This window comes from Paraglaciecola sp. IT1134 (assembly GCF_058068185.1).
On sequence record NZ_CM176486.1, the window covers coordinates 4,822,580 to 4,847,379 of the forward strand.

The 24,800-nt window shown below is 43.3% G+C and carries 22 protein-coding genes; 14 read left to right on the top strand and 8 right to left on the bottom strand.

Annotated elements, in window-relative coordinates:
• Window positions 1–88: 88 nt before the first annotated feature.
• Entirely contained in the window at window positions 89–1,801 is a 1,713-nt protein-coding gene (locus AC3RV5_RS20950; RefSeq protein ID WP_489729507.1) for a DUF5666 domain-containing protein, read from the bottom strand.
• 850 nt (window positions 1,802–2,651) lie between these two features.
• Here AC3RV5_RS20950 and AC3RV5_RS20955 point away from each other — a divergent pair.
• Window positions 2,652–3,530, top strand: coding sequence for an EamA family transporter (locus AC3RV5_RS20955; protein WP_489729508.1), 879 nt, complete (start codon window positions 2,652–2,654; stop codon window positions 3,528–3,530).
• 52 nt (window positions 3,531–3,582) lie between these two features.
• On the opposite strand, the gene AC3RV5_RS20960 is transcribed toward AC3RV5_RS20955, so the two are convergent.
• Window positions 3,583–4,875: an outer membrane protein transport protein gene (locus tag AC3RV5_RS20960; protein WP_489729509.1), complete on the bottom strand. Its 1,293-nt coding sequence runs from the start codon at window positions 4,873–4,875 to the stop codon at window positions 3,583–3,585.
• Between the two features lie 415 nt (window positions 4,876–5,290).
• On the bottom strand, window positions 5,291–7,270 hold the full coding sequence (locus AC3RV5_RS20965; protein ID WP_489729510.1) for a hypothetical protein: 1,980 nt from the start codon (window positions 7,268–7,270) through the stop codon (window positions 5,291–5,293).
• Between the two features lie 338 nt (window positions 7,271–7,608).
• On the opposite strand from AC3RV5_RS20965, the gene AC3RV5_RS20970 reads away from it, so the two are divergent.
• Entirely contained in the window at window positions 7,609–8,079 is a 471-nt protein-coding gene (locus AC3RV5_RS20970; protein WP_489729511.1) for a Dps family protein, read from the top strand.
• Window positions 8,080–8,235: 156 nt separating this feature from the next.
• Here the strand turns inward: AC3RV5_RS20970 and AC3RV5_RS20975 are convergent, their stop codons facing one another.
• Window positions 8,236–8,613, bottom strand: a complete 378-nt coding sequence (locus AC3RV5_RS20975) for a hypothetical protein (RefSeq protein ID WP_489729512.1) — start codon at window positions 8,611–8,613, stop codon at window positions 8,236–8,238.
• A gap of 526 nt (window positions 8,614–9,139) precedes the next feature.
• Here AC3RV5_RS20975 and AC3RV5_RS20980 point away from each other — a divergent pair.
• Window positions 9,140–9,916, top strand: coding sequence for a BPSS1780 family membrane protein (locus AC3RV5_RS20980; protein WP_489729513.1), 777 nt, complete (start codon window positions 9,140–9,142; stop codon window positions 9,914–9,916).
• Between the two features lie 70 nt (window positions 9,917–9,986).
• On the opposite strand, the gene AC3RV5_RS20985 is transcribed toward AC3RV5_RS20980, so the two are convergent.
• Window positions 9,987–10,382 carry a DUF3718 domain-containing protein gene (locus AC3RV5_RS20985; RefSeq protein ID WP_489729514.1) on the bottom strand — a complete coding sequence of 132 codons (396 nt, stop codon included), beginning with the start codon at window positions 10,380–10,382 and terminating at the stop codon, window positions 9,987–9,989.
• A 212-nt stretch (window positions 10,383–10,594) separates the two neighbouring features.
• Here AC3RV5_RS20985 and AC3RV5_RS20990 point away from each other — a divergent pair, with 212 nt between their 5' ends.
• Window positions 10,595–10,930, top strand: coding sequence for a PBPRA1643 family SWIM/SEC-C metal-binding motif protein (locus AC3RV5_RS20990; protein WP_489729515.1), 336 nt, complete (start codon window positions 10,595–10,597; stop codon window positions 10,928–10,930).
• A gap of 208 nt (window positions 10,931–11,138) precedes the next feature.
• Here the strand turns inward: AC3RV5_RS20990 and AC3RV5_RS20995 are convergent, their stop codons facing one another.
• Window positions 11,139–11,891 (bottom strand): phosphatase, encoded by a 753-nt coding sequence (locus AC3RV5_RS20995; RefSeq protein WP_489729516.1) that lies wholly within the window; start codon window positions 11,889–11,891, stop codon window positions 11,139–11,141.
• A gap of 149 nt (window positions 11,892–12,040) precedes the next feature.
• Here AC3RV5_RS20995 and AC3RV5_RS21000 point away from each other — a divergent pair, with 149 nt between their 5' ends.
• From AC3RV5_RS21000 to AC3RV5_RS21025, 6 genes are all read left to right on the top strand, one after another.
• The gene (locus tag AC3RV5_RS21000) at window positions 12,041–12,535 is read left to right on the top strand and encodes a MarR family winged helix-turn-helix transcriptional regulator (protein WP_489729517.1); all 495 of its coding nucleotides are present in this window, start codon (window positions 12,041–12,043) and stop codon (window positions 12,533–12,535) included.
• Window positions 12,519–13,007, top strand: coding sequence for a GNAT family N-acetyltransferase (locus AC3RV5_RS21005; protein ID WP_489729518.1), 489 nt, complete (start codon window positions 12,519–12,521; stop codon window positions 13,005–13,007). The genes AC3RV5_RS21000 and AC3RV5_RS21005 overlap by 17 nt, the downstream gene beginning before the upstream one ends.
• Before the next feature lie 162 nt (window positions 13,008–13,169).
• Entirely contained in the window at window positions 13,170–14,408 is a 1,239-nt protein-coding gene (locus tag AC3RV5_RS21010; RefSeq protein ID WP_489729519.1) for an ABC transporter substrate-binding protein, read from the top strand.
• An 81-nt stretch (window positions 14,409–14,489) separates the two neighbouring features.
• A complete protein-coding gene (locus AC3RV5_RS21015; RefSeq protein WP_489729520.1) occupies window positions 14,490–14,927 on the top strand; it encodes a nucleoside deaminase in 438 nt (145 codons plus the stop codon).
• Between the two features lie 130 nt (window positions 14,928–15,057).
• Entirely contained in the window at window positions 15,058–15,528 is a 471-nt protein-coding gene (locus AC3RV5_RS21020; RefSeq protein ID WP_489729521.1) for a hypothetical protein, read from the top strand.
• Window position 15,529: 1 nt separating this feature from the next.
• On the top strand, window positions 15,530–15,745 hold the full coding sequence (locus AC3RV5_RS21025; protein ID WP_489729522.1) for a helix-turn-helix transcriptional regulator: 216 nt from the start codon (window positions 15,530–15,532) through the stop codon (window positions 15,743–15,745).
• Between the two features lie 89 nt (window positions 15,746–15,834).
• Here the strand turns inward: AC3RV5_RS21025 and AC3RV5_RS21030 are convergent, their stop codons facing one another.
• Window positions 15,835–17,400 (bottom strand): GNAT family N-acetyltransferase, encoded by a 1,566-nt coding sequence (locus AC3RV5_RS21030; protein ID WP_489729523.1) that lies wholly within the window; start codon window positions 17,398–17,400, stop codon window positions 15,835–15,837.
• Between the two features lie 507 nt (window positions 17,401–17,907).
• Between AC3RV5_RS21030 and speA the strand changes: the two genes are divergently transcribed.
• Window positions 17,908–19,833, top strand: coding sequence for a biosynthetic arginine decarboxylase (gene speA / locus AC3RV5_RS21035; RefSeq protein WP_489729524.1), 1,926 nt, complete (start codon window positions 17,908–17,910; stop codon window positions 19,831–19,833).
• Between the two features lie 177 nt (window positions 19,834–20,010).
• Window positions 20,011–21,429, top strand: coding sequence for an aldehyde dehydrogenase family protein (locus AC3RV5_RS21040; RefSeq protein WP_489729525.1), 1,419 nt, complete (start codon window positions 20,011–20,013; stop codon window positions 21,427–21,429).
• 103 nt (window positions 21,430–21,532) lie between these two features.
• Here the strand turns inward: AC3RV5_RS21040 and AC3RV5_RS21045 are convergent, their stop codons facing one another.
• Entirely contained in the window at window positions 21,533–22,690 is a 1,158-nt protein-coding gene (locus tag AC3RV5_RS21045) for a serine hydrolase domain-containing protein (RefSeq protein WP_489732226.1), read from the bottom strand.
• A 224-nt stretch (window positions 22,691–22,914) separates the two neighbouring features.
• On the opposite strand from AC3RV5_RS21045, the gene AC3RV5_RS21050 reads away from it, so the two are divergent.
• Both AC3RV5_RS21050 and AC3RV5_RS21055 read left to right on the top strand, forming a co-directional pair.
• Window positions 22,915–24,303, top strand: a complete 1,389-nt coding sequence (locus tag AC3RV5_RS21050) for a DNA-3-methyladenine glycosylase 2 family protein (protein ID WP_489729526.1) — start codon at window positions 22,915–22,917, stop codon at window positions 24,301–24,303.
• Window positions 24,300–24,782, top strand: a complete 483-nt coding sequence (locus AC3RV5_RS21055) for a methylated-DNA--[protein]-cysteine S-methyltransferase (protein ID WP_489729527.1) — start codon at window positions 24,300–24,302, stop codon at window positions 24,780–24,782. The genes AC3RV5_RS21050 and AC3RV5_RS21055 overlap by 4 nt, the downstream gene beginning before the upstream one ends.
• Window positions 24,783–24,800: the final 18 nt, after the last annotated feature.

Here is a 24,800-nt window from a genome sequence, read left to right on the forward strand (position 1 = left end):
AGTCCTAACCAATAGCGAGCAGAGACTGACTCTTTATCTATTCAGTGACCGGGCCCTGGTAATCGATCCGTCCAAGGCCCTTAACTCATCAGTCCTCTAGTTCAATAGACTTGGCTGTAATAATGCCTTGCTCATCCATCCGACCCTTAACTTTCACTGCATCCCCGACAATAACTAACTGCCGGAACTGCTCAACTGAGACATTTTCGTCGTCAACTTCAAACTCGGTATTTGAGTTTAATAAGACATCATGATCTGACACAACCAGACCCACTTCGGTTATTTGATCAACTATGCCTTTAAATTCAGTCCGCTTCGATTTATTTTCTGCTTCAGAATCATCAGCCTCACTTTCCTCTATCTCAATCTCAAGTGCGATAAATTCGCCGTCTAACATTTGACCTTTTACTTCTACCAATATCCCATTTTGAAGTAGTTCAAAAAAAGCAGATTGGGTTAATTCATCAACATCGAGACCTTTAAATAAAGTACTTTCATTTGTATTAACCGTCACGCCAACAATGTCGAAGCTAAAGCTTGCAATATTACTGACCGCTCCTTTTAACTCAATTTCATTGTTTTCGTCGTTGTTTTCACGTTCCATTTTAGTGGCAACATTATTACCATCTTTGTCAATAAACCCTTTTATTTCAACAGAATCGCCAACAACTAAATCTGCCAAGTCAAAAAAGCGTACTGCATTATCAGATTCGTCTTTCAATTTAGTTTGATTGTTTAACGTGAACTCGACTCCTAGTACGGTCACCGTGTTAAGGTCAAGGTTAATCGCTTCAATAGCCCCCTCAATGCTCAAGTTACTACGTTGTTGAATATGTATTTTTGTGGCCAATAAATCGCCGGTCGCGTTGTATTCACCCTTGATTTTCACTTGCACATTTAACAATAAGGAATCACCGGAGCCGTATTTATACTCTGTGTTGTCGTCAGTAATAATATGAGTATTATCTACAGTAAAACTGCTGGCTGATTCAAAGGCAGTAATAAAGCCTTCTACTTGAGTGTTTTCCCCGCTTTCATGCTGTTCGTCTATATTTTTTAGCTCTATTTCATTTACCAGAAATACGTCGTTAGACAAGGCTGATGAAAGGCCTTTAACTCTTACTTCTTGACCATTTACCAAATCAGTTTCAGCAAAGTTGTCAAATGCTGCTGAGCTATAATTAATTGTTAAGTTGTGTAACGTGAAGTTTTTATTGGTTGTATCCAGCAGTTCAACTATGCCTTGCACTTTTAACTTGGCTACCTCAGTTTCTTTTTCAATTCGTGTCGCATGTAATGCTCCCTCGGCATTGAAAAAACCACTTATTTCAAGAAAATCACCCGGCGAAAGCTCGGCTAGTACGACACTATCTAAACTAGTATCGTCGTCAAACACCACGATTTGTCCTAATACAGTTAGAGTATTGGCAATTAAATCGACGCTTTTTAGTGGTCCTTTTAATTGTTCGTCATAGTGAATACTATTAGCGTTACCTGTAGTGCCATCTTCATTCACCTCACCGCTTAGGGTAACGATCATACCTACCTGCAAATCCGTCTCGTTGGCTCCTGGGTTATCGTCTGTTGAAACCGTTGCTGAGTTTGTTTCATACTCTACGCCATTGATAAAAACACTACCAAACCCCGTAATCACACCTGTGGTTTGAGTTACCACGGGTTGTGGCTCAGTGGTTGTAGTAGTAGTTGTGGCGATTGTGGCGGTTGGTGAACTTGTTGAAGAGCCTCCGCAAGCCGTAAGTATTGACGTAGTGAGCAACGTTAAAATATATTTCTTAGACATTTTTTAAACCTCAGTAAACAAATCAGATATAAAAGTCAGTGTCGACTTTTTATTTTGATTGATAGCTGCGGAAGGACTATATGATGACAAAATGAGGAAAAGGGATCACTTTGATAGACTTTCTCTTACAGAAAATAGCAAACATTAAAAATCATCTGCTACGATTATTTTATGTGTCTGGCAGACCATACACATAAAATAATTTATCAACGTTCGGCGAACCTAACACAATAAAAGCCCCTTGTTAAATAAAAAATGTGAATCTTTTAGCGGACCGATGGCCCCACGCCCAACCATCGACAGGTAGTATCGGGAATAAAAATAGACAATGTTGGGGGGCCGGTGGGGTTTCGTCATAGGCGATAGCAGCCCGTGATTTTCTGTCTGCGCTGAGTTGTTAATCGCAGCCGACATCGCAGCCAAAACTGTTTGAGAAGTTTTATTCCTTGCTAAAAATGCGCTGTTTAGCAACAGGTACATATAACACTGTGATGTATATACCCCAGGTATGCTCTAACTAGTGGCTACCAGGACTTTGCTGATATAGGTTTGGCTGCACTGATGACGGGTGGCGCAAACCACAACCTTGCGCTCAGTACAGAGCATGCTAAACAGGCTATTTTGCCTCTCAAAGTTACATTTACCTAGCAGCACTAAACTTTCTGCTACTACTGGACTCTTTATAACGACAGCTTAGTGAACTGTCGTGTACCTCCCTGGGCCGCGAAACAATTTATTGTTAGCGGCTTTTTTGCTACGCCCTTTTATACCCAAGATACCTTGTGTATTATCCTCGTGAATTATCGCCCTAACATCCAGTTACGTCGGCGGTCGCCAACCTGGAATGTATATGAGCTTGTGGATCCCGTTTACTGTAATGGCTGCCTTTATGCAGTCTTGGCGCAATGCCTTTCAGAAACGTTTAAGCGCCGACGTTGACACACTGGGGGTTACCCTTGCGCGCTTTATTTTTGCCGTGCCCATGGCGGCTATCTATGTTTCTCTGCTGTTCTATCAGGGTGACACCACCATTCCCCAATTGGACTTCAGTTTTTACCTAATCATAGTCTTAGGGGCAATTTCGCAAATATTTGCCACAGCCTTAATGGTTAAGCTATTTCGATTACGAAACTATGCCATGGGTGTAGGCTTAGCCAAAAGTGAAGCCGTTATCGCTGCTGTTTTAGGTGCGCTACTTTTTGCAGCACCGCTATCAACAATGGCCTGGTGTGGTGTACTCGTAGGCGGCATTGCCGTGTGGCTAATGAGTGTGCCAAAAGGCGTAAAACATATATCTTGGCCGACGCTAATGCTTGGCCTAGCCAGCGGGTTATGTTTTGCCCTGACGACCCTCTGGGTACGCGAGGCAAGTTTAATGACGCAGCTGCCTTTTTTACAAGGGGCGGCCTACGTGTTGTTTTGGGTCTTGCTAATACAAACAATCATCATGCTAGTTTGGTTAACCATACGCAGGCCCAGCACCTTGCGCGCTTTATGGGCACGACCAAAACTGGTGTTTACGATCAGTTTTTGTAGTTTTGTTGGGTCTATAGGTTGGTTCACGGCCATGAGCCTAGAAATCGTGGCACTGGTGAAAACCTTGGGTCAGGTAGAGATTTTTTTTACTTTATTGATATCAGCGAAATGGTTTAAAGAAAAATTGCAGCGTTCAGATAAGTGGGGGTTAGGTTTGATACTCATCGGTGCCTTGTTGGTTATTCTCGCCTAGCACCAGCACAGGTGAGTTTACCCGTGCTGGCTTTAACCCAGACTTATAAAGCTTAGAACACGTAGTTATATTGGGCTGCAATAATAAAAGCGTTACCTTGACTATTGAAATCCCATGCACCGCCAGCGTCATCTGTTTCTGTGAAGGTACGGTCTTGACCACGTATAACACTTAAACCTAAATCAACTGATGAGCTGTCATTAAGTAGGTAAGTTGCACCCGCACTTAACCACAAACGGTTGGTGTCTGGAATTGAAATAGACAACAATTGAGAGTCAGTAGGCGTTTCATCGTACGCGATACCCGCGCGCAATTTGATCTTCCCATTTAATTGGTAATCAGCACCGATGGCGTAACGAAAACTATCAGAAAAATTTTCTTCTTTTTCAAATACGGGCTCTTCTTGGCTAGGAACAAACGCTTCTAAACGCTCAAAACTGCTCCAGTGGGTCCACATTACGCTGTAATGCACACCCCATTTATCATCTAACTGATGGGTCCCTGAAAGCTCGGCAATGGCAGGTAATTCTAAGTCCACTTGCCCAGGTTGTACAGCACCGGACTGGCCATTTGGAAATAGCCCCGGAATAAGTGGTAACTCATTGCTATAAGTGCCGTCAAAGGTAATATCGACTTTGCTGCGATAATGTAAACCGAAACGAGAATTTTCATCCAGATCATAAGCCACGCCCAGGTTATAACCATAACCATAGTCGTCACCTTCCAAATCGAGTGCCAACGTACTGGCAGGAACAGATAGCCCTTGAGCCGCCAACCCGTTACTTAAATCACCTAAGTGGCGAGTGATAGTCGCATCGGCATATACGTAGTTAAGTCCAGCTGCAACACTTAAACGTTCGTTAACTTTGTACGAAACACTGGTGTTGAAGTTAACCGTCAATATTTCAGTTTTACCGGCCAATTGACCTGCAGCATAATTTTCATGGAATTGGGTGGCTAAACCGAAGTTTGAGAACAAACCAAAACCAACTGCGAACTTGTCATCAAGGGGCATAACAAAATAAGCAGCGGGTACAAATGCTTCAGGCGCAATGCTGTCATCATTTAACGCTGCTGGGCTTGAATATCCAGGTGCACTTTCGCCGGTTAAGCTCACATCGGGTACTATGTATGTACCAACAACAGACAGTTGATTTTCAGTAAACTGTGACATCAAGGCTGGGTTGCGCGCAACAATAGACGCATTTTCTGCAATGGCGGCGTCACCGGCAAATGCACGCCCCAAGCCTGAGGCACTATGCTCTGAAAGTTGGAAGGCAGCGGCAAAGGTATTGAAGGATAAACTGCTTAAACCAACAGCTAAAAGGACATTATTTAATTTCATATATTCTCTGTTACTAGCTCGATACTTACGGCAAGTTGCCAGCGAGTCAAATTGAAAAACCGGAGGCGAATAATAAAGCTTTCGTTAAGAACATGTCAGTATAAGTCGATAAAATAGTGATTATTTGGGTTAAAATCCGAGAAACTTCGTTTTCACTGCTTAGCAAACCGGTCGATTTAACACAGTAAATACATTTATTTAAATATGCATTAACAAACTGTTTAGAGAAAAATATTGCTTAAATAAAGGTTACCCACTGCCCAACCGATTCTTAAATATTTTGGGTTAACAAAAATATCCCAATACCTAAGGTAAACAGATACAAAATATCTACCACAACCAGACAAAAAAAAGCCAGTTACCTGGGCAGCTGGCTTTAATGGTGTCGTTTAGCTTATGTTATAATAGCAGCCCGTTATTCGACATTCAGCGTAATATTTCCAGTTATAACCTCACCCGCTTTAGTTTCATAGCTATATTCATAGCTCATACTATTTTCACTGCCGGCCTTGTTATCCCGCGAATAGTCATAACTATAAATATAAAATATGCTTTGACCGTCGGGTGCATTAGTTCCCAATAATAGTTGACGGTTTAGCTGTTCAGTTACTACTGACTCATTGTTTGCTGTTACCACAACATTTACATTTGAAAGCGATATGTGGCCGTTATCCACAATAGTATAGTTATTGATATCTACGCGACTCACTCCATTTTCTACAACAAGAATTTTACGCATATTAAAGTTTTGTAAACTGCTTATACTGTTTGGAAAGATCAGGTAAACATTGTTGTAAGAGTCCGACGCTGTCGACGCCTCGCCTGCGGTATTTTGCGCCGTGATCGCTGTGCCGTTAGTGGTGTAATTTTGGTTATCCAAACGTACTTGATTGATGTCAAATGTTAAATCGCCAGCATAGGGCACGGTAAATTGTTTCAAATCTGAAGATATATCTACAGTTTCGCCGGATGCAAGAACATCAACATTAGCCACTGCGTAATTATACGTATCACCCGCAACCAAAACAGATCCAGGGGTAAGTGCCAAGCGAGTATTGTTGTTCGACAATGTCATACTAACAGGTGTTTCTACTCCACCAGTGATTACCGTAGCTCCAGGCAGCACCAAATCATCAGCGCTGGCATTTCCCCGGGTAATAGTAACCTCATCGAGATTGGTGAGGCTCACTTCTGTAGCTTCTATGCGAACGGGCTGAGAATAGAATATATTGATGCTTGAATCGGTATTATTGACTTCACTAAGCAAAACAACTTCTAAAACACTGGTATTGGCGATTAGTTCTCGCGGTTGAATGACCAAATCAAGGGAGTCAGAACCGGACGGTATATCGTAAGACGTGTTATTTGTAGCACCTGAATTATAAATACTTAAGCGGCCATCGCTTTGCGAATTAATACTAATTGCAGCACTTTGATACTTGACCCCATCCACACTAAACGCAGGAATTTGAATATTCATATATTGCGCAAAAGCAGCCGTAAAAACATACTGCTCGGTTTCAAGATCGTAAGTTGCTGCTATGTCTTGGCTATATTGATCATCAACCACAATATTCGCACCAGCAATAGACACACCTAATTCATCAACCACGGCAATTCGATATTCAACTTGTGGTGGTGCGGCATCCTCAATGGTCATTAAATAGATTTCATCCAACTGTGCACTGTTTGCTGAATAGAGGGTGAAAAATCTAGCATCAGAGTAAGGACTAGTCTCTAACACATAGTCTGGCTCGCCATTTTTATCAATATCAAGAGATGCAGTTGCATCTAGGTTTATGTATTTAGGCAGCGTCATTTTATATACGCTGTTGACTTCGTCAAAAGTAGACAAATGTAAATATGGCTTCGATGCAGAACTGTTGTAACCTACCCCCGAGTTGGCTTGAAACTCCAATCCCAACACAGGGGTATTGTCCGCACTACTTAAGACTGTAATGGTCACCTCTACTGCTTCGGACACAGCAAATTCACCATAGTCTTTTTGCGCCACACCGGAATTTGATGAGCCTGTATCGTAGAAAAAGACGCGAGACATAAATTCATCATTGTCACTGCTGATGATAATTTCCACGTCTGAATCGGCGGGTAAATAGTCCACTTTAAACAAGCCGTCAATGGCCTCCACACCAGCCACCAGCACTTCAGTGCCCACTTTAACTGTTATATTAGCGGCAGCCACAGGTTCATCGGTGGCTAAATTAACAACCACCCCACGAATGGAAACCGTATTTTTTTTGGCTTGTTCACTAAGGATCTGATTTTGTTGTTGCAGGGCACTGACTACTTCTGCGTTACTATTATCTTCGACTTCCAGGCAACCATTCAATAAAACAGTGGCGGATACAGCGATGGCGATTTTTGAATATTTCAAACAGAATTCCTTTTAATACAACAGGTAGGAGCGCCCATGCACTCCTTTGCACTTTTTGGTTCGAGTAAATACTATGGTCAATCAACCGATGAGTCAAACAGGACCCTTTTACGACGCACAACCATTAGTCAGTGTTGAAAATGATAAAAGACAGGTGTGGATTGCTTCACTATTGTTTTTTTCAAAACCAAGCAAACTTTTCTGCTGTGCTTGGCGTATTGAATGGGTAAATTGAAAGTTTTTAAGATCTCACTCTTGTAATTACTAAAAGATCGACGCATATATACTAGGTGTTTAAGCAAAAACTGCAGTTTAATTTCTATTAAAAGGAGATATATATGACCAAGATTGACATAGGTATTAATGAATCGGATAGACTTGAAATTGCTGATGGATTAAAGAATTTGTTAGCTGATTCTTATACCTTATATTTACAGACTCATAATTTCCACTGGAACGTTACAGGTCCACTGTTTCGAGAACTGCATCTTATGTTTGAAGAACAATATACCGAACTTGCACTGGCGGTAGATGATATCGCCGAGCGCATACGCACTTTGGATGTAGTCGCTCCAGGCACTTATAAAGAATTCGCTAAGCTAAGTTCTATTAAAGAAGTAGATGGCGTACCCGAAGCGTCTGAGATGGTAGACATTTTAACTAAAGGCCACGAGCAGGTCGTTAAAACTTGCCGCCAAGTACTCAAACAAGCCCAAGAAGCCGCCGATGAGTCAACCGCAGCACTGGTTTCGGATCGTATGCGTCTGCATGAAAAAACCTCATGGATGTTACGAGCTACACGTAAATAGCGCCAGTGGCAAAGTCAGTACATATTTTTCCAGTTGTTTTATGATGTCAGCAAGGAGGGTTATTATGGCAGCCTATATGCAATGATAAGGTATAGGTTATTGTGCAAAAATTTGCACCCTGTCAACAAAAGGCAGGGTGCCTAAACTAACCCCTTATTAACAATCTGTATCTTCACTGTCCATTTTATCTTTGGCGTCTTCACACGCATCTTCCATGCTGTTTCCCATATCGGTTTTCATTTCTGCGGCTTTGTCTTTAGCTTTTTCGTAAGCATCTACCGTTGATTCTTTGGCATCTTCATAAGCTTCAACACTAGCATCTTTGGCATCTTCATAAGCTTCGGCACTAGATGACTTGGCATTATCATAAAGCTCTTCAGTTTTGTCTTCCGCTGCTTCCATTTTCTCTTTGCTGGTTTCCATAGCGGCATCCAGTTTTTCACCGGTAGTTTCTGCTTTTTTATCAGTACATGCAGCTAGTGATAACGAGGCTACAAACAAAACTAAGGCAGTTTTAGTAAATGTATTTTTCATATCAGTTCCTTGTATTTAAATTTGCTCGAAAATACGAGCATTACCATTATTCAGCTTAGAACGTCAGTTATGACGAAAATTCAATATAGACAGCAAAATGCTCCTGTCGAACATCGGCATAACAGCATGCATCCGGAACACTGTATTACTGTGTATCACAGAAATAAGTGCCAGTTGCAAAATGATGGGGCGAAAAACATCTGTTCCCAGAAATCTGACCTGTTCATCTTGCCTGCTCCTGAGGCAACACTTTACCAAGATAATGTTCACTATTAACTATTGTCGACGAGTTATGCCGACATCAAGTATGATAGCGAATGTCATGCCAGTTGGTAATCTATTAATTTTACAGCGTTATTATTGCGATTTGTGCAAATCTACGCGGTTAAGCGTTAATAATGTTGGTCATTGCATACAGCTAAATACTGACAAAAGCGGAAATTCCCTTGTTCTGCTGGCAAACCTCTGTGAAGATAAATTATCGACTTCATTTTCGGTCAGTAAAATCACTTTTATAAGGCTTAATATGGCACCTCCTGTTCCGGATCAAGATTTCCCTCCTCCTCCAAGCCCTGGCTATACTTTGGTTAGCCCAAAATTATGCAAAAATAAACAGGTTTATGCCTGGTTTAGCGAAAGTTTGCGCATATTTAAATTAGCGCCGGGTGCCTGGATCGGCGCCATGGTGGTTTGGTTTATCATCATGATTATCTTATCAATGATCCCCCTTGCCGGCCCTATACTGAGCAGTATAGCTAATTATGTATTAATCGCGGGTTTGATGATTGGTTGTCAGGCAGTATATGATGGTTTTAAATTTGACGTGAAATATTTGTTTTCCGGTTTTTCAGCACATTTACCGAAACTGATTGTGCTGTCGGTTATAGCATCCCTTATTAGTGCCTTGGTTATGTGGATGACAATCGGCCCAATATATCTGGATGTGGCGATGTCCAGTAGTGGTACATTACCGTCAGGTACGAACATAGTGGATCTAACTCTGTCTATGCTAATTGCCATGACATTACTCATTCCTTTAATGATGGCCATATGGTTTGCCCCCGCATTAATCGTTCTACAAAATCTCTCCGTATTAAACGCGATGCGAATGAGCTTTAAAGGTTGTTTTATCAATACCCTGCCATTTTTGATATATGGTTTAATCATGCTGCCACTTATGATTATTGGAGTCGTGACTCTAGGTTTAGGATTGCTTGTGATCATGCCGATTATTTTTATTTCAATATTTGTCTCTTATCGACAAATCTTTTTAATCGACGATAGCAGTGTCATTGCCGGGTAGAAAGTTTTCGAAGCAAAAAAAACGGCCTCCCATGAGGCCGTTTTTTATTAACGGTAAACTAAACCGAAAATTAAATTCGTTCGTTAAGCGTGGAAGCGATAGGTGACGCCATCAGGTTTTGTTCTGATACCCAGGCGCGAAGAGTTTTGCCGTCGCTTTCTGGCGCATTTAATAAGCTTTTAGGCATTTTTTTAATCATCAATTCACCTGTTTCAAGTGCATTATTTAAAAAAGCCACACGTATTAGACTTTCACCGCCGCAACTGATACCTGTATAATAATCCTGCAACTTCAATTTATAATCATTTTCCACTTTCTTCATTTTTTTACGCAATTCGCCTTTATCGTCAGCTTTAACGATAGTACAGATGTTTTGCAAATCATCATTTACATCGGCTTGGGCAAATCCGCCAGTGAACAAAGAGGCAACAGCGATAACGGCAATAGATTTAACAATTTTCAACATGATTATTCCTATGACTTAATTGGTTTGAGTTTTCAACGGGGCGGATTAAACAGCAATCCAATCGATGAAGAAATAACCAGCGGTATACAATGGTATTATTTTACATACGCATACCCTTATCTAAAGAAATCTATTTGAAAAGTAATAATAGGGGCGTCCGGTTTTTGCTGTTAATATCTGCGCCACTTTTTTAGCGCCTTGCAGGTTTTTATATGTCAAAGTTATTCTTTAAAGGCCGTATTGACGCCCGGGAGAACTACCAGCGTTTTGGTTACAATACCAAACGTGAAAACAAACCGGGTACGGTCAATTCCCCTCTTTCCCTTAGGGTGGCAAACGATGAGCGCAAAGCTGAAGTAGAAGCGATTCTGCTGGAAAACTCGCTCACGGCCAATATACAGTTCGATCCACAACAAACAGAAGATTTAGTCGAGCTAGATGCGGTGCTAAATAAACCAAGCACCCAGAAAGTTGCCCCCAGCCCCCAACGCAACGATCCCTGTAACTGTGGTAGCGGCAAGAAATACAAAAAATGCTGTGGCCAATAACACTTGGTTGTTGAGCTGATAGCCATCTAGGTTTGGGCGCTATTGGTATGATTGATAGTGAATTTTAAGGGCGATTATATGCCCTGAAGTTTGATCCCGGCTGAGATTAGGGATCCAAATCCCAAAACAAATACCGCTAATATACTATTAAACTTAAATTGCTCTATGGAAAACCTAACAAGTTAAACAGACCCCTCTGACTGCATTTTTATAATGCCGCCAACCAGTCATGCAGCTCTACTTCAACCGTTTTACCATGTTGTGACAAAAAGCTTAAAAATGTTTTAGCATCCCGATTGACTACCCTGGATATTGGGAAACCAATGCTTTGGGCGCACGCCCAGCTATACTGTTGATTTCCTACATCATAGGCAACATGCGCATCGCTTGAGAACACCACCTTCCAGTCTAGTGTATCTGTCAGTTCGAGAATACGCTGGCAATTGGGCGCACTGCCCAAACGTGAATGGCTAAATGAGCTATTGTTTATTTCCAGCAATACATTATTGTCTTTCGCAGCCCGGATCACTTCACTATAGTCGATTGGGTAATTGGGATTACCTGGATGGCCGATGATTTGGCACTGCCCCATTTCAATAGTGGCGATCATCGCTTGCGTATTGGTTTTTTGCTCTCTTGGGGGGAAAACCGGCTCATGAAAACTGGCAATGGCAAAATCAAGAAATGGCAGTAGCCCTTTTGGTATATCAAGCCCCCCTGCAGGTGGCAGGATATTAGCCTCTATCCCCCTAAGTAAAGCAACGCCTTCGACCACTCTAGGCAAAACATGACGATTGCCAAAATGCCATGGATGAGGAGAATCCGGCATTTTTGGGCCATGTTCAGTGATGGAGAACATCTGCAATCCTTTGGCTTTAGCTTGTTGAAAATACTCATGCACAGTGCTGTACGCATGTGTACTGGCGACTGTGTGTGAATGGGTATCGACTAGTATGTTCATCAATCTCTCCTGTGCTGAATTGCTTACTGTATCTTATCAGTTTTACGCTTCTGGTAATCATCCATAATAAATTTTGTTAAATATTAAAATAAAAATTGCACATTTACATAATTACTTATATTAATAGTTATGTAAATATGGAGCGTGATATGCAGACTGATTTTTTGGATGAGCTAGGCGAACTTGCCCTGGGTAGCCGGCTTAAACGTTTCAGCGAGAAAATGCTGCTCGACACCAGCCTCATATACAAACAATTCGGAATAGATTTACAGCCAAAATGGTTTACTTTGTTAGCGCTGTTGCATGAACATAAGACGGTTAGCGTGGTCGTGGCTGCTGAATCTTTGGGCTTATCCCAACCCGCCATCAGCCAGTTCGCAGCCCAACTTGCCGCAAAAAAATTAATCCATTTTATTCCGTGCAAACAAGACTCAAGACGTCGTCTTCTATCCTTAACAGACACCGGTGTGCAACAGGTAGCCAAAATGCAGCCATTGTGGGAAGCAGTGCAGCATGCTGCACAGCAGCTATGCACTGAATTGGACAATGATTTTTACGCTTCACTCGTTAAATGCGAACGCGCCCTAAAACACAAATCTTTGTTGCAACGTGTCGAGGAGGCAAAAAATGCAGCAAAATACTAAACTCACATTTTTACCCTTTACCATAGAACTGGCATCTTATTTCAAGCAGATTAATCAGCAATGGATAGAACAGATGTTCACTTTGGAGGCGTTAGATGAAGCTATGCTTAACTTCCCCCAGAAACACATTATCGATACTGGGGGCTTTATCTGGTTCGCATCACATCCAAGCTTAGGCATAGTGGGCACTTGTGCATTGATGCAACGTGAACCGGGCGTATTTGAGCTTACCAAGATGGGGGTGCTTACCTCAGCAAGAGGCCTGAAAGTGGGCGAAAAGCTACTGCAACATGTATTACTGCAAATACCAAACCTGCACATAAAACGACTGTTTCTACTAACCAATAAAAAATGCCAGGCAGCTATCCATCTTTACCAAAAAAATGGTTTCGTGCACAGTCAGCAAATCATGAGTGAGTTTGGCCACGCCTACGACCGCTGTGATGTGGCAATGTTTTACCCGCTCGCCTAATCCGCCCAGCTGACCGCATTTGCGAGTGGCTCTGGGTTTAAATGTTACCGCCAATATGCTAATTTGTTCTCTACCAGCCTGTACAGCCAATGAATTGCATGCGCCAGGTGTTGTTTAAACTGTATTTCAAGGTGAATAAAAATCAATCAATTAGCAAAGAGCATGGCAATTGCCCTGCTAACGGTGCCATCTTTGGGTTTGCTGCACGCCCAGACGCTGGATTTTGCCGTATCCATTTCAACCAGTGCCCAGCGTGAAGCATTTTACACGTTGGCCCATAAATTTGAGTCACTTCATCCCGGGGTTACAGTCAAACTCACCTCTTTTAGCAGTGAAGTATACAAGCAAAAGTTTCATACCTTACTAACCAACAAACACAATTACGATGTACTTTATTGGCACTCGGGCGAACGCCTGCTGGAACATATTAGGCATGGTGAAATAAGTCAAATTAGCGACATCTATTCGTCGCTACAGTGGCGAGAAAGTTTTGATGACAGTGTACTGCGCACTTTAACCGTTGGTGACCAGATTTACGCCTTACCTATGTCTTACTATCAAATAGGGTTTTACTACAACAAAACCCTGTTCACTGAATTGAGCCTCAGCGAACCCGAGGATTGGCCGGCGTTTTTAGCTATGTGTCAGCGCTTGAAAGAGCAAGGTATTCCACCGATATTTTTGGGTAGTAACAGTAATTGGCCAGCCATGGCCTGGTTCGACTATGTGAACCTGCGCATCAACGGTATCGCCTTTCACCACCAACTTATTGCTGGCAATATATCCTTTATGGATGCCCGTGTCAGCGCAGTATTAACGGCGCTTAAAACCCTGATTAAAGCACAATATTTTAACCAGGATCATGCCAAAATGCGCTGGAAGCAGGGTCTGCCCCCATTGTTTCGCGGTATGATCGGAGTGACTATGTTAGGAAATTATGCGATCCAAGATTTTCCGCCACAAGTCACCCAAAATATGGGCTTCTTCAAGTTTCCACTTATGGGCCCGTCCACAATCTATCAGGAAGAGGCGCCATTAGATGTGTTTGTGCTCCCAGCTAAATCTGCCAACAAAGCGCTAGCCAGGGCTTTTCTGCAGTTTTGCTCGCAACCTGACGTTCAAGCCGCTTTCAACAACAAGCTTGGTGTTATTTCGCCGAACCGGTTTTCCCAACAGCATAATGCCACGCTGGTACAACAAGCATATGAAACGTTAAATGGCGCAAGTGACATATCCCAATTTTTCGACCGCGACGCCAAAGCCGATTTTGCTGCCAAAGTGATGCCGATTATCGATGGGTTCTTTAGCTCACCCGATATAATACCAACCCAGAAATTGCTTGAGTTAAATCGTAAAAAACTCTTTGCAGGCCAAGAGCAATTCAATTTAGTAGAAGATTGAAAACGTAGAGATCGCGCAAAGGTGTGCCTGTAAACTGGCAATTTCTTAATGCTAAATGACCCAACAAAGACGAGATCATAAATGGATAAATTCATGCAAGTGGCCATAGACCAAGCGAAATTGGGACTGGCTGAAGGCGGTATTCCAATCGGTTCAGTCTTGGTGTACCAAGGCGAAATAATTGGCCGGGGGCATAATAGAAGGGTGCAAAGCGGCAGCCCTATACTGCACGGCGAGATGGATGCTTTAGAAAATGCCGGGCGGCAGCCTGCCCATGTTTATAAAAATTCCATTATATATACCACGCTTTCCCCATGCTCTATGTGTAGTGGTACGATCTTGTTATACGGGATCCCAAAAGTAATAATAGGCGAAAATCAGACTTTCACAGGTGAAGAGACCTGGTTGTCTTCCAAGGGAGTAACACTGGAAGTATTGCAAAACACAGATTGTATCCAGCTAATGCGCAACTTTATTCGCGATAGTCCTGAATTATGGAATGAGGACATTGGAATATGACTGCTTTCACAAGCATATAGTAAGTAAATAAAACAAAGAGAATGATTTAAAATACTTAAGGTTAATAATATTTGACTTATCAGGTAGGGATAACTACCTTTATGCATATTCTCGCTATGTGGATATAACTATGGATATGTCTTTTAAAGAAAAAAGTGTCTGGATATCATTGTTCAGCACGGTATTAATTTTCGGCTATTACTTTATCAATCTAATCGGCCTGACTGAGCTACCCGACGCTCAAGCCAAGTCGGCTGCTGGTGATCTTCTTATGCGGGCCGTTATATTAAGCGTCGTTGTCGAGATCATCTTTCACAGTATGCTGGCCGCTACTAACCATCAAGCTGCCACATTAGGAGCAGATGAGCGGGATAAATTTTATCAGTACAAAGCCAATAGTATCGGGTATAACGTTTTGGTCGTCGGGGTGATGATCACCCTGGGACGGATCTTGATATTAGAATTAAATCCAGGTTTTGACGAGTACGAGAGCAGTTTGAACATACCGCTTTTGACAGCGCATATTTTGATGTTCAGTTTCATTTTATCCGAAGTAGTGCGATTTTCCTGCCAACTTTATTACTACCGAAAAGGCGCCTAAATTGGCTGATCTACCAATCAAAAATAAAATTCGGGAACTACGTTTTTTTGCTGATGAAATGACGCAAAAAGAGCTGGCGGAATTGGTCGGCGTGACCCGCCAAACGATCATGGCAATCGAGAAATGTAAGTATTCACCAAGTCTTGAAGTAGCGTTTAAAATTGCCGAAGTATTTGGTCAATCTATCGAAGAAGTGTTTCAGTACCAGAGTCAGTAAGCACTCACACACTTATAAAAAAAGCCACCGCGCAATTATGTCTGGTGGCTTTCTGGTAATGTTTTTTTTGTTTAAGTGTGAAGGCTTACTTACTTGTCACCTATCCATTCTACTCGATATAGATCTCGTCGCCTATCAAGGAAATTACGCACCGAGCCCTCATTTTTAAGCTGTTTCAGTTTGTCGAAATCCAAGTCTACAATTAGTGTCATTTCAGTATTAGGGGTCGTTTCTGACACAATCGCATCATGGGAAAAAGAAAAATCAGAAGGCGAAAATACTGCTGTCTGCCCATATTGAATATCCACATTGTCGACCTTGGGCAGGTTGCCCACGCTACCCGCGATGGCCACATAACATTCGTTTTCGATGGCCCTGGCTTGGGCGCATCTGCGCACCCGTAAATAACCATTTTTGGTATCGGTCCAAAACGGGACAAATAGCACCTGAATATCCTGATCAGCCAGTAAGCGCCCCAATTCCGGGAATTCCACATCGTAACAAATCAGTATGCCGATTTTGCCAAAATCTGTGTCGAATGCTTGTAACTTGGTACCACCTTGCATGATCCAATCTTTCTTTTCATGGGGAGTGAGATGGAGCTTATGCTGACTCTCAATTGTTCCATCCCGGTGACATAAATAACTGATGTTATATAACTCGTCATTTTCAATAACAGGCATGGAACCGGCAATCACATTAATATTATAGGAAACAGCCAAACGCGACATTTCCATCAATATTTCCTCGGTATAAGCCGCCAAATTCCAAATAGCATCAATTGAAGTTTCAGCATGTTTAATACCCATTAAGGGGGCGTTAAAGAATTCGGGGAATAACGCTACATCACACTTATAGTCTGAAAGTGCATCGACAAAATATTCGACTTGCTGCAGTAATTCAGGAATGTCATTAAAGTAACGCATCTGCCATTGAATACAGCCAATTCTGGCAGTGTTTCGATGACCACCTAGTAATTCGGGTTTTTCCGGATTGTAATAGATATTGTGCCACTGCAATAAAGTGGCAAAACCCCGGGAGGCTTTATCTTCGGGGAAATAAGCTTTTAAAATTTGTTTGACTTCAAAACCATTGGATAATTGAAAGGTCAAAATAGGATCATGTATATCTTTGGATTTAACCAGTTCAACATATTCGTAGGGTGACATTTTATCTGCGTGTTTGGCGTAATTAGGAATACGTCCACCTGCAACTATGGATTTCAAATTCAGGTTTTTGCACACTTCTTTGCGTGCTTCGTACAATCTTCTGCCTAAACGTAACCCTCGGTAAGCGGGAGAAACAAATAAATCAATACCGTATAACACATCGCCCTTTGGGTCGTGTGTGGACAGATAAGCGTCACCGGTTATATCGTCATAGGTATGTTTGTCACCAAACTGGTCGTAATCGACAATAACAGAGATGGCAGCAGCAACCACCTTGCCTTTATCTTCGATACAAATCTGTCCTTGGGGAAAAACATTCAATTGTGCCTGAAAGTTTTTCAATGGCCATGCGCCGCCCACTTGGGCGTAAACCACATCCATGAGCTCTTTAACATCAGCATAATCTTCAATAGTCAGATGTCTAAGCTCTAAGATATGTTCAGGATCATCTACAGATGACGTGGTTGAGCTATTTTTGTCCTGCATAAGCGTAATTTTATACTCCGTAGTAAGAATTTTCCGGCTCCGTAAGTTAGCGCCGGGCCCTGGGTGGCTTCATCGCCATGCAACCAGCCCCTCAGAAACATGATTGTATGCACAGTTTACCCTATTAGATTAAGCAAGTATTAGTCCTACTACGTTATAGAACTAACGAAGGTTTGTTTCGCAGCCCAGTTAAGAATGAAATTATTCACCTTTTTATCTGAGTCAGCCGTGATAACGTATTTTTGGGTTTGTTTTAAGGCTTAACTGAAGTTTCGGTCATACAGACCCTAGTCACAGATATCATGGACTTTTTGTTATATTGACGATCAGCACCATTACGGATTACCTCAATATGGCAACTGACGGCTAAACGAAGGCCGGTTGATGAGGTTATCAAAGATAAGCGCCATAATTTACACTCTACAAAGGCACTGTGACATAGCCTTGAGGATATTTGTTCACTATAATGCGCAACTTTACAGCGCATCAACTGAGTAATAAAAGGTAATGACTGAGCAAGCAAAGTGGACAATTGAAGATGCAGAACGTGTATATGGCGTAAAACGCTGGGGCGCGGGCTACTTTGAGATCGGCGCAAATGGCAATTTAACCATCACCCCGGATCTTGCGAAAAAAGACATGCGTATCGATTTCAAAGCTGTCATCGATGAAATCAAAGACGAGGGCATCCAGTTTCCTGTTGTCATTCGTTTTCACGATATATTGCGCTCACAAGTTGCCAGCCTTAACCAAACCTTTATCAATACTATTGAAGAAGCTCAGTATCAGGGCAAGTACATGGGTGTGTATCCGGTCAAGGTTAACCAGATGCGTGAAGTTGTTGAAGAAATAGTCGATGCAGGTGCGCCTTTCAATTATGGCCTGGAAGCGGGTTCAAAAGCCGAACTAATTACCGTCATGGCTTACAATACCAATATTGACTCATTAACTATTCTCAATGGTTACAAAGACGCTGAATTTATGCGCCTGGCTTTATTGGGTAGAAAACTTGGGCGCAAAATGATTGTGGTTATCGAGAAGTACTCTGAATTGGGTCTCTTGGTCAGTGCAGCTAAACAGTTGGACGTCATGCCGATAATCGGCTTGCGCTCAAAAATGACCGTTAAAGGCCGGGGTAAGTGGGAAGGTTCAGGTGGGGATCGTGCCAAGTTTGGCCTAACTACTAGCGAAATGATCTGTGCCGCCCGTTACCTTGAAAGCGAAGGCATGGGAGACTGTCTTAAATTACTGCATTTTCATATTGGCAGCCAACTTACTGACATCCGTTCAGTTAAAGAAGCCGTGAGTGAAGGTGGGCGTATTTATGCCGAGTTGCACCGTATGGGTTTTGCCCTGGAATATGTGGATGTGGGTGGCGGTCTGGGCATTGATTACGACGGCACAAAATCAACCAATGATTCATCGCGTAATTACAGCATGGAAGAGTATGTGGCGGATGTGGTTTACGGCATGCGCGAGATGTGTGATCTGGAAAAGGTCCCCCACCCCACATTGGTATCAGAAAGTGGCCGCGCTATCACGGCTCATCATAGCTGCGTGGTCGCTCAGGTTGTGGGTGAGATCCGTGCAAATAGTGCAGAGTTAGCCACAGACAAGATTGACTCAGAGCATATTTTATTAAGTAATATTCGTGAACTTGCGGAAAGCGTCGATGAGCAGAATAACTTTCAAGAAATATTCAATGACGCCTCACAATGGAAAGAGCAGGCTTTAGGTGCATTTAAATTAAGAGTCATTTCCCTGGAGGAACTGGCGAAAATTGAAACCCTGTATTGGCAGATCATGGTCAAGCTACAACAACGCCTGAAACATGCGGACTTTGTGCCTGAAGAACTGCAAGAACTCGATTACAACTTGTCATCCCAGTACCTGTGTAATTTTTCGGTATTTCAATCAGCCGCCGATACCTGGGCCATTGACCAAGTTCTGCCTGTTGTACCACTTACTCGCATGAACGAAGAGCCAACCGTAAATTGCTCTTTGGTAGACATTACCTGTGACAGCGACGGAAAACTCGATCAATTTGTTGTGGATCATGGTATTTCTAATGTCCTGCCTATGCCTCCCCTCAAACCAGGGGAAGATTACTATCTGGGTCTGTTTCTAACAGGCGCTTATCAGGACGTCATGGGGGATATGCACAATTTATTCGGCCGACTGAATGAAGTACACATTTTTGGCGACGATGATGACCCTGAGGACTTCTATATTGAAGAAGTCGTAAAAGGTTCGTCGGTACAGGATGTTTTATCTATTATGCAGTATAACCCTGATGCCATGGCCCAGTCTGTTAAGCGTATGATAGATCAGCATATATCCAGTGGTGAAATGAAACCTCGCGAAGGAGTCAAATGGACTGACTTTTATGAAGATTGTCTAAAAGGTTACACCTATTTAAAAACCACTAAATAATTCAACGGTTTGACACCGGCCCCCGGTGAAACAAGAAGCCCGTTTCAATTGCTTTTGAACCGGGCTTTTTTAATGTCTTACCGTCAGGTAAATTGCCCCGGCCGGCACCCTGTAACCACTCTTCCTGTGCAGTGCTTTTATGGCATACTGGGTCTAAATCATGCTAATGGATCTATCATGGACAACACGCCAGACAATTCCCTTTCCCAACCTGAGCAGGAGCAGCTGGCACAGATTGCTCCCGGGTTAGTACGGCTGCGCCGCACCTATGCCAGCGGCCACACCAAAGGCTATCCTTGGCGTCTTGAGCAGTTGCGGCAGCTAAAAAAAATGCTCTTGGAGCGCCAAGCCGATATCCAGGCAGCCCTGAAAGCCGATTTAAATAAATGCAAAACGGAAGCTTGGTCTTCTGAAATCGGCTTCGTTCTTAGCGATATCGAACATACCACTAAACATTTAAAAAAATGGATGCAGCCGCGCAAAGTATCCACCCCAATAGTCGCCCAGCCAGGCAAAAGTTATTTGCTACCACAACCTTTGGGAGTGGTGTTGATTATCGGCGCCTGGAACTATCCGCTGCAACTTATTCTGGCTCCTCTGCTTGCCGCCATAGCAGCTGGTAATTGTGCCCTGCTTAAGCCGTCGGAATTAGCTGCCCATACCTCAGGTTTGCTCGCAAGTTTGGTACCCCAATATTTGGACGCTAGCGCTATTATGGTCGTTGAAGGTGGAGTAGAGGAAACTACAGAATTACTCAGGCAACATTTTGACCACATTTTTTATACCGGGGGAGAAGCGGTAGGCAAAATTGTCATGACCGCGGCCGCCAAGCATTTAACTCCTGTCACCCTGGAGTTAGGTGGTAAAAGTCCGTGTATCGTCGACAGTAATACAAACATAGAGGTCAGCGCGGCACGTATCGTCTGGAGCAAGTGGATGAATGCCGGGCAAACCTGTGTCGCCCCAGACTACGTACTAGTGGAAAAAAACCATTCAAGCAAACTCATTGCCGCTATCCAAAAAAAACTGACAGAGTTCTACGGCCCATCAATCAAAGACAGCGAAGATTATGGACGAATTGTTAATCACAGACATTTTTCCCGCTTGTCGGGTTACCTTGACGGACAAAATATTGTGCATGGTGGCGATATCGATGAAGCAAGTTTGTATATGGCTCCTACCATAGTGCTTGACCCTGAACTTGATTGTCAGCTTATGGAGCAGGAAATTTTCGGCCCCATTTTACCTATCATAACCCTGGACAATATCAATCAGGCGATCCCCTTCATCAACAAGCGGAGTAAACCCCTGGCTCTGTATGTCTATACCCAGGATAAAACATTTGAAAACGCAGTACTGCAAAATACCAGCGCAGGGAGCACAGGCGTAAATGACGGATTTATGTTTATGTTAAATCCGCTGTTGCCATTTGGCGGCGTGGGTAATAGCGGTATGGGCAGCTATCACGGCCAATTTGGCTTTGATACCTTCAGCCATTTGAAGACGGTGATGAAACGCAGCTTCAAATTCGACGTCAGTTTACGCTACCCGCCCTATAGTAGATTGAAGTTAGCAATACTGAAAAAATTGTTGTAAGTGACCCTGACTGGCTGCAGGTTTGCTGGCACTGTGGGTGACAGTGTCAGTTTGCTGACTGGCTCAAATACAAGCTCAGACAACTGTTATCAAGGGCGTGTCGCTATTTAGCCGCGTCGGCAATGCGCAACTTACTCTCATAATCGTCAAAATAACTGTGCCAAAAATCTGCGGTGAAGCCATTTATCAGGTTCGATTCCGCATTCATTAACATCATATAACCGATATCTTGATCTGGGGCGAATGACACTGCCGCACGATAGCCTTGAACCCAACCGCCGTGATAATTCAACTTATGCCCGGAAAAATCATACACTCTCCAACCTAATCCATAGTGGGCATCTTTAAGGTACTTCTGCCAGCCTTTACGATGAAGCTCGCGCTTGGTTTCAACCCGTGGCTGCGTGACTTCGTCCACCAGCTGTAAACCGATAATATTTGGCTGCTCACCTAATAATGCACCGAGCCAAATGATCATATCTGCACCGCTGGCATTTACCCCGGCAGCAGGAGAATAACGGTAATAATCTTCCTGGATCTTGACGCTGCGCCACTTATTTTTAGCTATGGCCACATGGGGCCTGGCCCAGGATTGCGACGATTGCAAACCAGCACTTCCTACACTGGCGTTTTTCATACCCAATGGCTTTAGCACTTCTTGCTCAAGCTGTTGTTTATACGACGTATTCTGTTGACTGAAGTGTTCTTCCAGAACGCCAAATAATGTATTTTGATAGGTATAACACTCGCCGGGGGAACATAGAGGTTTCAACGCTGCAAGCATGTTAAGCACACGCTTGACCGGATAGTTGGCCTCGATCAAATTGTCGTAAGCATTAGGTGAAAAACCACTGGATTGGCCGATAAGATGCTCAAGATTTAATTCTTTGCCATTGATGAATTCAAATTGCGGAGCCAGTTGAGTAACAGGAGTCTGCCAGTTGAACTGCTTTTCTTCGACCAGCTTAGCCATCAACATAGACGTAAAGGTTTTCGACACTGATGCCAGACGGAAAACAGTTTGTGGATCGATGGCCCCCCCGGTTTTGTGGGTTTTGCCATTCACCACTATCTGCGCAGGCTTACCTTTTTCAACTACAGCAAACAAATATCCCGGTACATTTTGTTTGCTGGCTTTGCTCTTTACCCGTTTCGCAAAGTCGTCAAGCCACTCATCGGCTGATACCGGTATAGACGAGCTGCTAAGTATAGCGGCGAATATAATCGACAACCAAGAAACCTTAAACACGGGTGGACTCATGCTCAATCAGAAAAATTCTCCACTGCTAAATACTCTTCTTCGTTAGGGTTTGACATCAGCGGCCTATTATCCGCTGTATGTTACCTGCTTATCAATAGCCAATTAGACTAAGTGATTATTGATTGTAAAAACCCGGAATAACATCAAAAGAGTTCCGTTTTCGACGGGTTCAATGGCCAATATAGGTTAATATATCCAAATAACCTCAATACGGAATAGCCAAAATGTTTACTATTCAGCATTTCCAACAAGCTCGTCTATCTCGCGATCCGCGTTTCGATGGCCGTTTTTTTGTTGCCGTTAAGTCCACGGGTATTTTTTGCCGGCCGATCTGTCCGGCCAATTTACCCCAGGAAAAAAATGTTGAATACTTCACTATTGCCCAACAAGCCATGGCCGCAGGTTACCGCCCCTGTTTACGTTGTCGGCCGGATAGTGCGCCCCAATCTTGCGCCTGGCAAGGGGTTAATACTACAGTTGAACGTGCGCTGAAATTGTTACGCTGCAATTTACACCTGAGCATCAACGAAATCGCGGACAAGCTTGGCGTAACAGACAGATATTTACGCCAATTGTTCCGTAAAAAGTTAGGGATCAGTCCAAAACAATATCAGTTATATGAACAAGTATTGTTTGCCAAACAATTATTGCACCAAACCCACCTGCCCATAGATCACGTTGCTGACGCCAGTGGTTTTAGCGACGCCAGACGTTTGCAATACAACATTAAACGCGTGACTAGTTTGACGCCCAAGCAAATTCGCCAATTCCCAAGGGCGGACGAGCAAGTGCTTAATATCGTCTTAGCGTATCGCCCGCCTTATAACTGGCCTCACCTTAGGGATTTTTTAGCGAGACGGGCCATTGATTCCATGGAGCACATTACCCAGGATAGTTATGCCCGTAACTTTACCTACAAAGGTTGTCATGGCTACTTTCACGCCCAACATCAGCCGGATAAACAATGTTTTCAGATTAAATTGAGTTTGCAACGCATTGATCAGTTAAAACCCGTATTGCAAAATATCAAACGCATATTCGACCTCGACGCCGATACTATGCTGATTGAACAGCAACTTACCCAGAGTGGTTTAGCGGATTCTAGCCATGTGCGCGGCATCCGAATTCCGGGCATCTGGGATACCTTTGAAGCTGGATGCAGAGCCATACTCGGCCAACAGATAGCCGTGAACGCAGCGATAAAATTAGTCAGTAAACTAGTCAATACGCTTGGGCAACAAAGCTGTGATCTAACCCCCGCGCTTACGGGGATGCACGAGCAAACCGTGACGCGTTACTTCCCGACCCCGGAACATGTCGCCTCAAGCGACTTGGCATTTTTAGGCATGCCTGGGAACAGACGGGACACCTTGCGCCGCTTTGCCGAGTTTTATCATCAACAGCCACAAGATATCCCGGATCAATGGTTATCACTCAAAGGTATTGGCCCCTGGACGATAGCCTATGCAAAAATGCGTGGTTTATCTGACCCTGACATCTGGCTGGGAACTGACTTAGTGATTAAAAAGCAATTGGCTGTGCATGCCGTTGATACTGAAATAGTGCGCCCCTGGCGCAGTTACTTAACGTTTACTTTGTGGAGTATGGCATGACAACTAGCCAGATATTCATCGATTATCTCGATACCCCCAGCGGGCTACTGAAAATTTCTGCAACCGACAAGGCAATAAACGCCATCACATTTGTCGTTCGCCAGGTGGAGGTTAACGCTGCTAATTCGCTCACCGAACAAGCGGTTTTGCAACTAAGCGAATATTTCGCCAATACTAGGCGTACCTTCGACTTGCCTTTGGCGGCCGGTGGAACGGCATTTCAAAAACAGGTTTGGCGACTGTTATGCGATATTCCCTATGGCGAAACTGCCAGTTATTCAGATATTGCCCGGCGCTTAGGCAACCCCAAAGCGGTGCGGGCGGTCGGTAGCGCCAATGGCAAAAATCCAATTTCAATCATCGTGCCTTGTCATCGCGTAATCGGGGTAAATGGCACCTTGACCGGCTATGCCGGGGGACTGGAAAGGAAATCCCAGTTGCTCAGGTTGGAAAACCCACAACTGTGCCTGACACAATAACTGGTTTACCAGAAAACG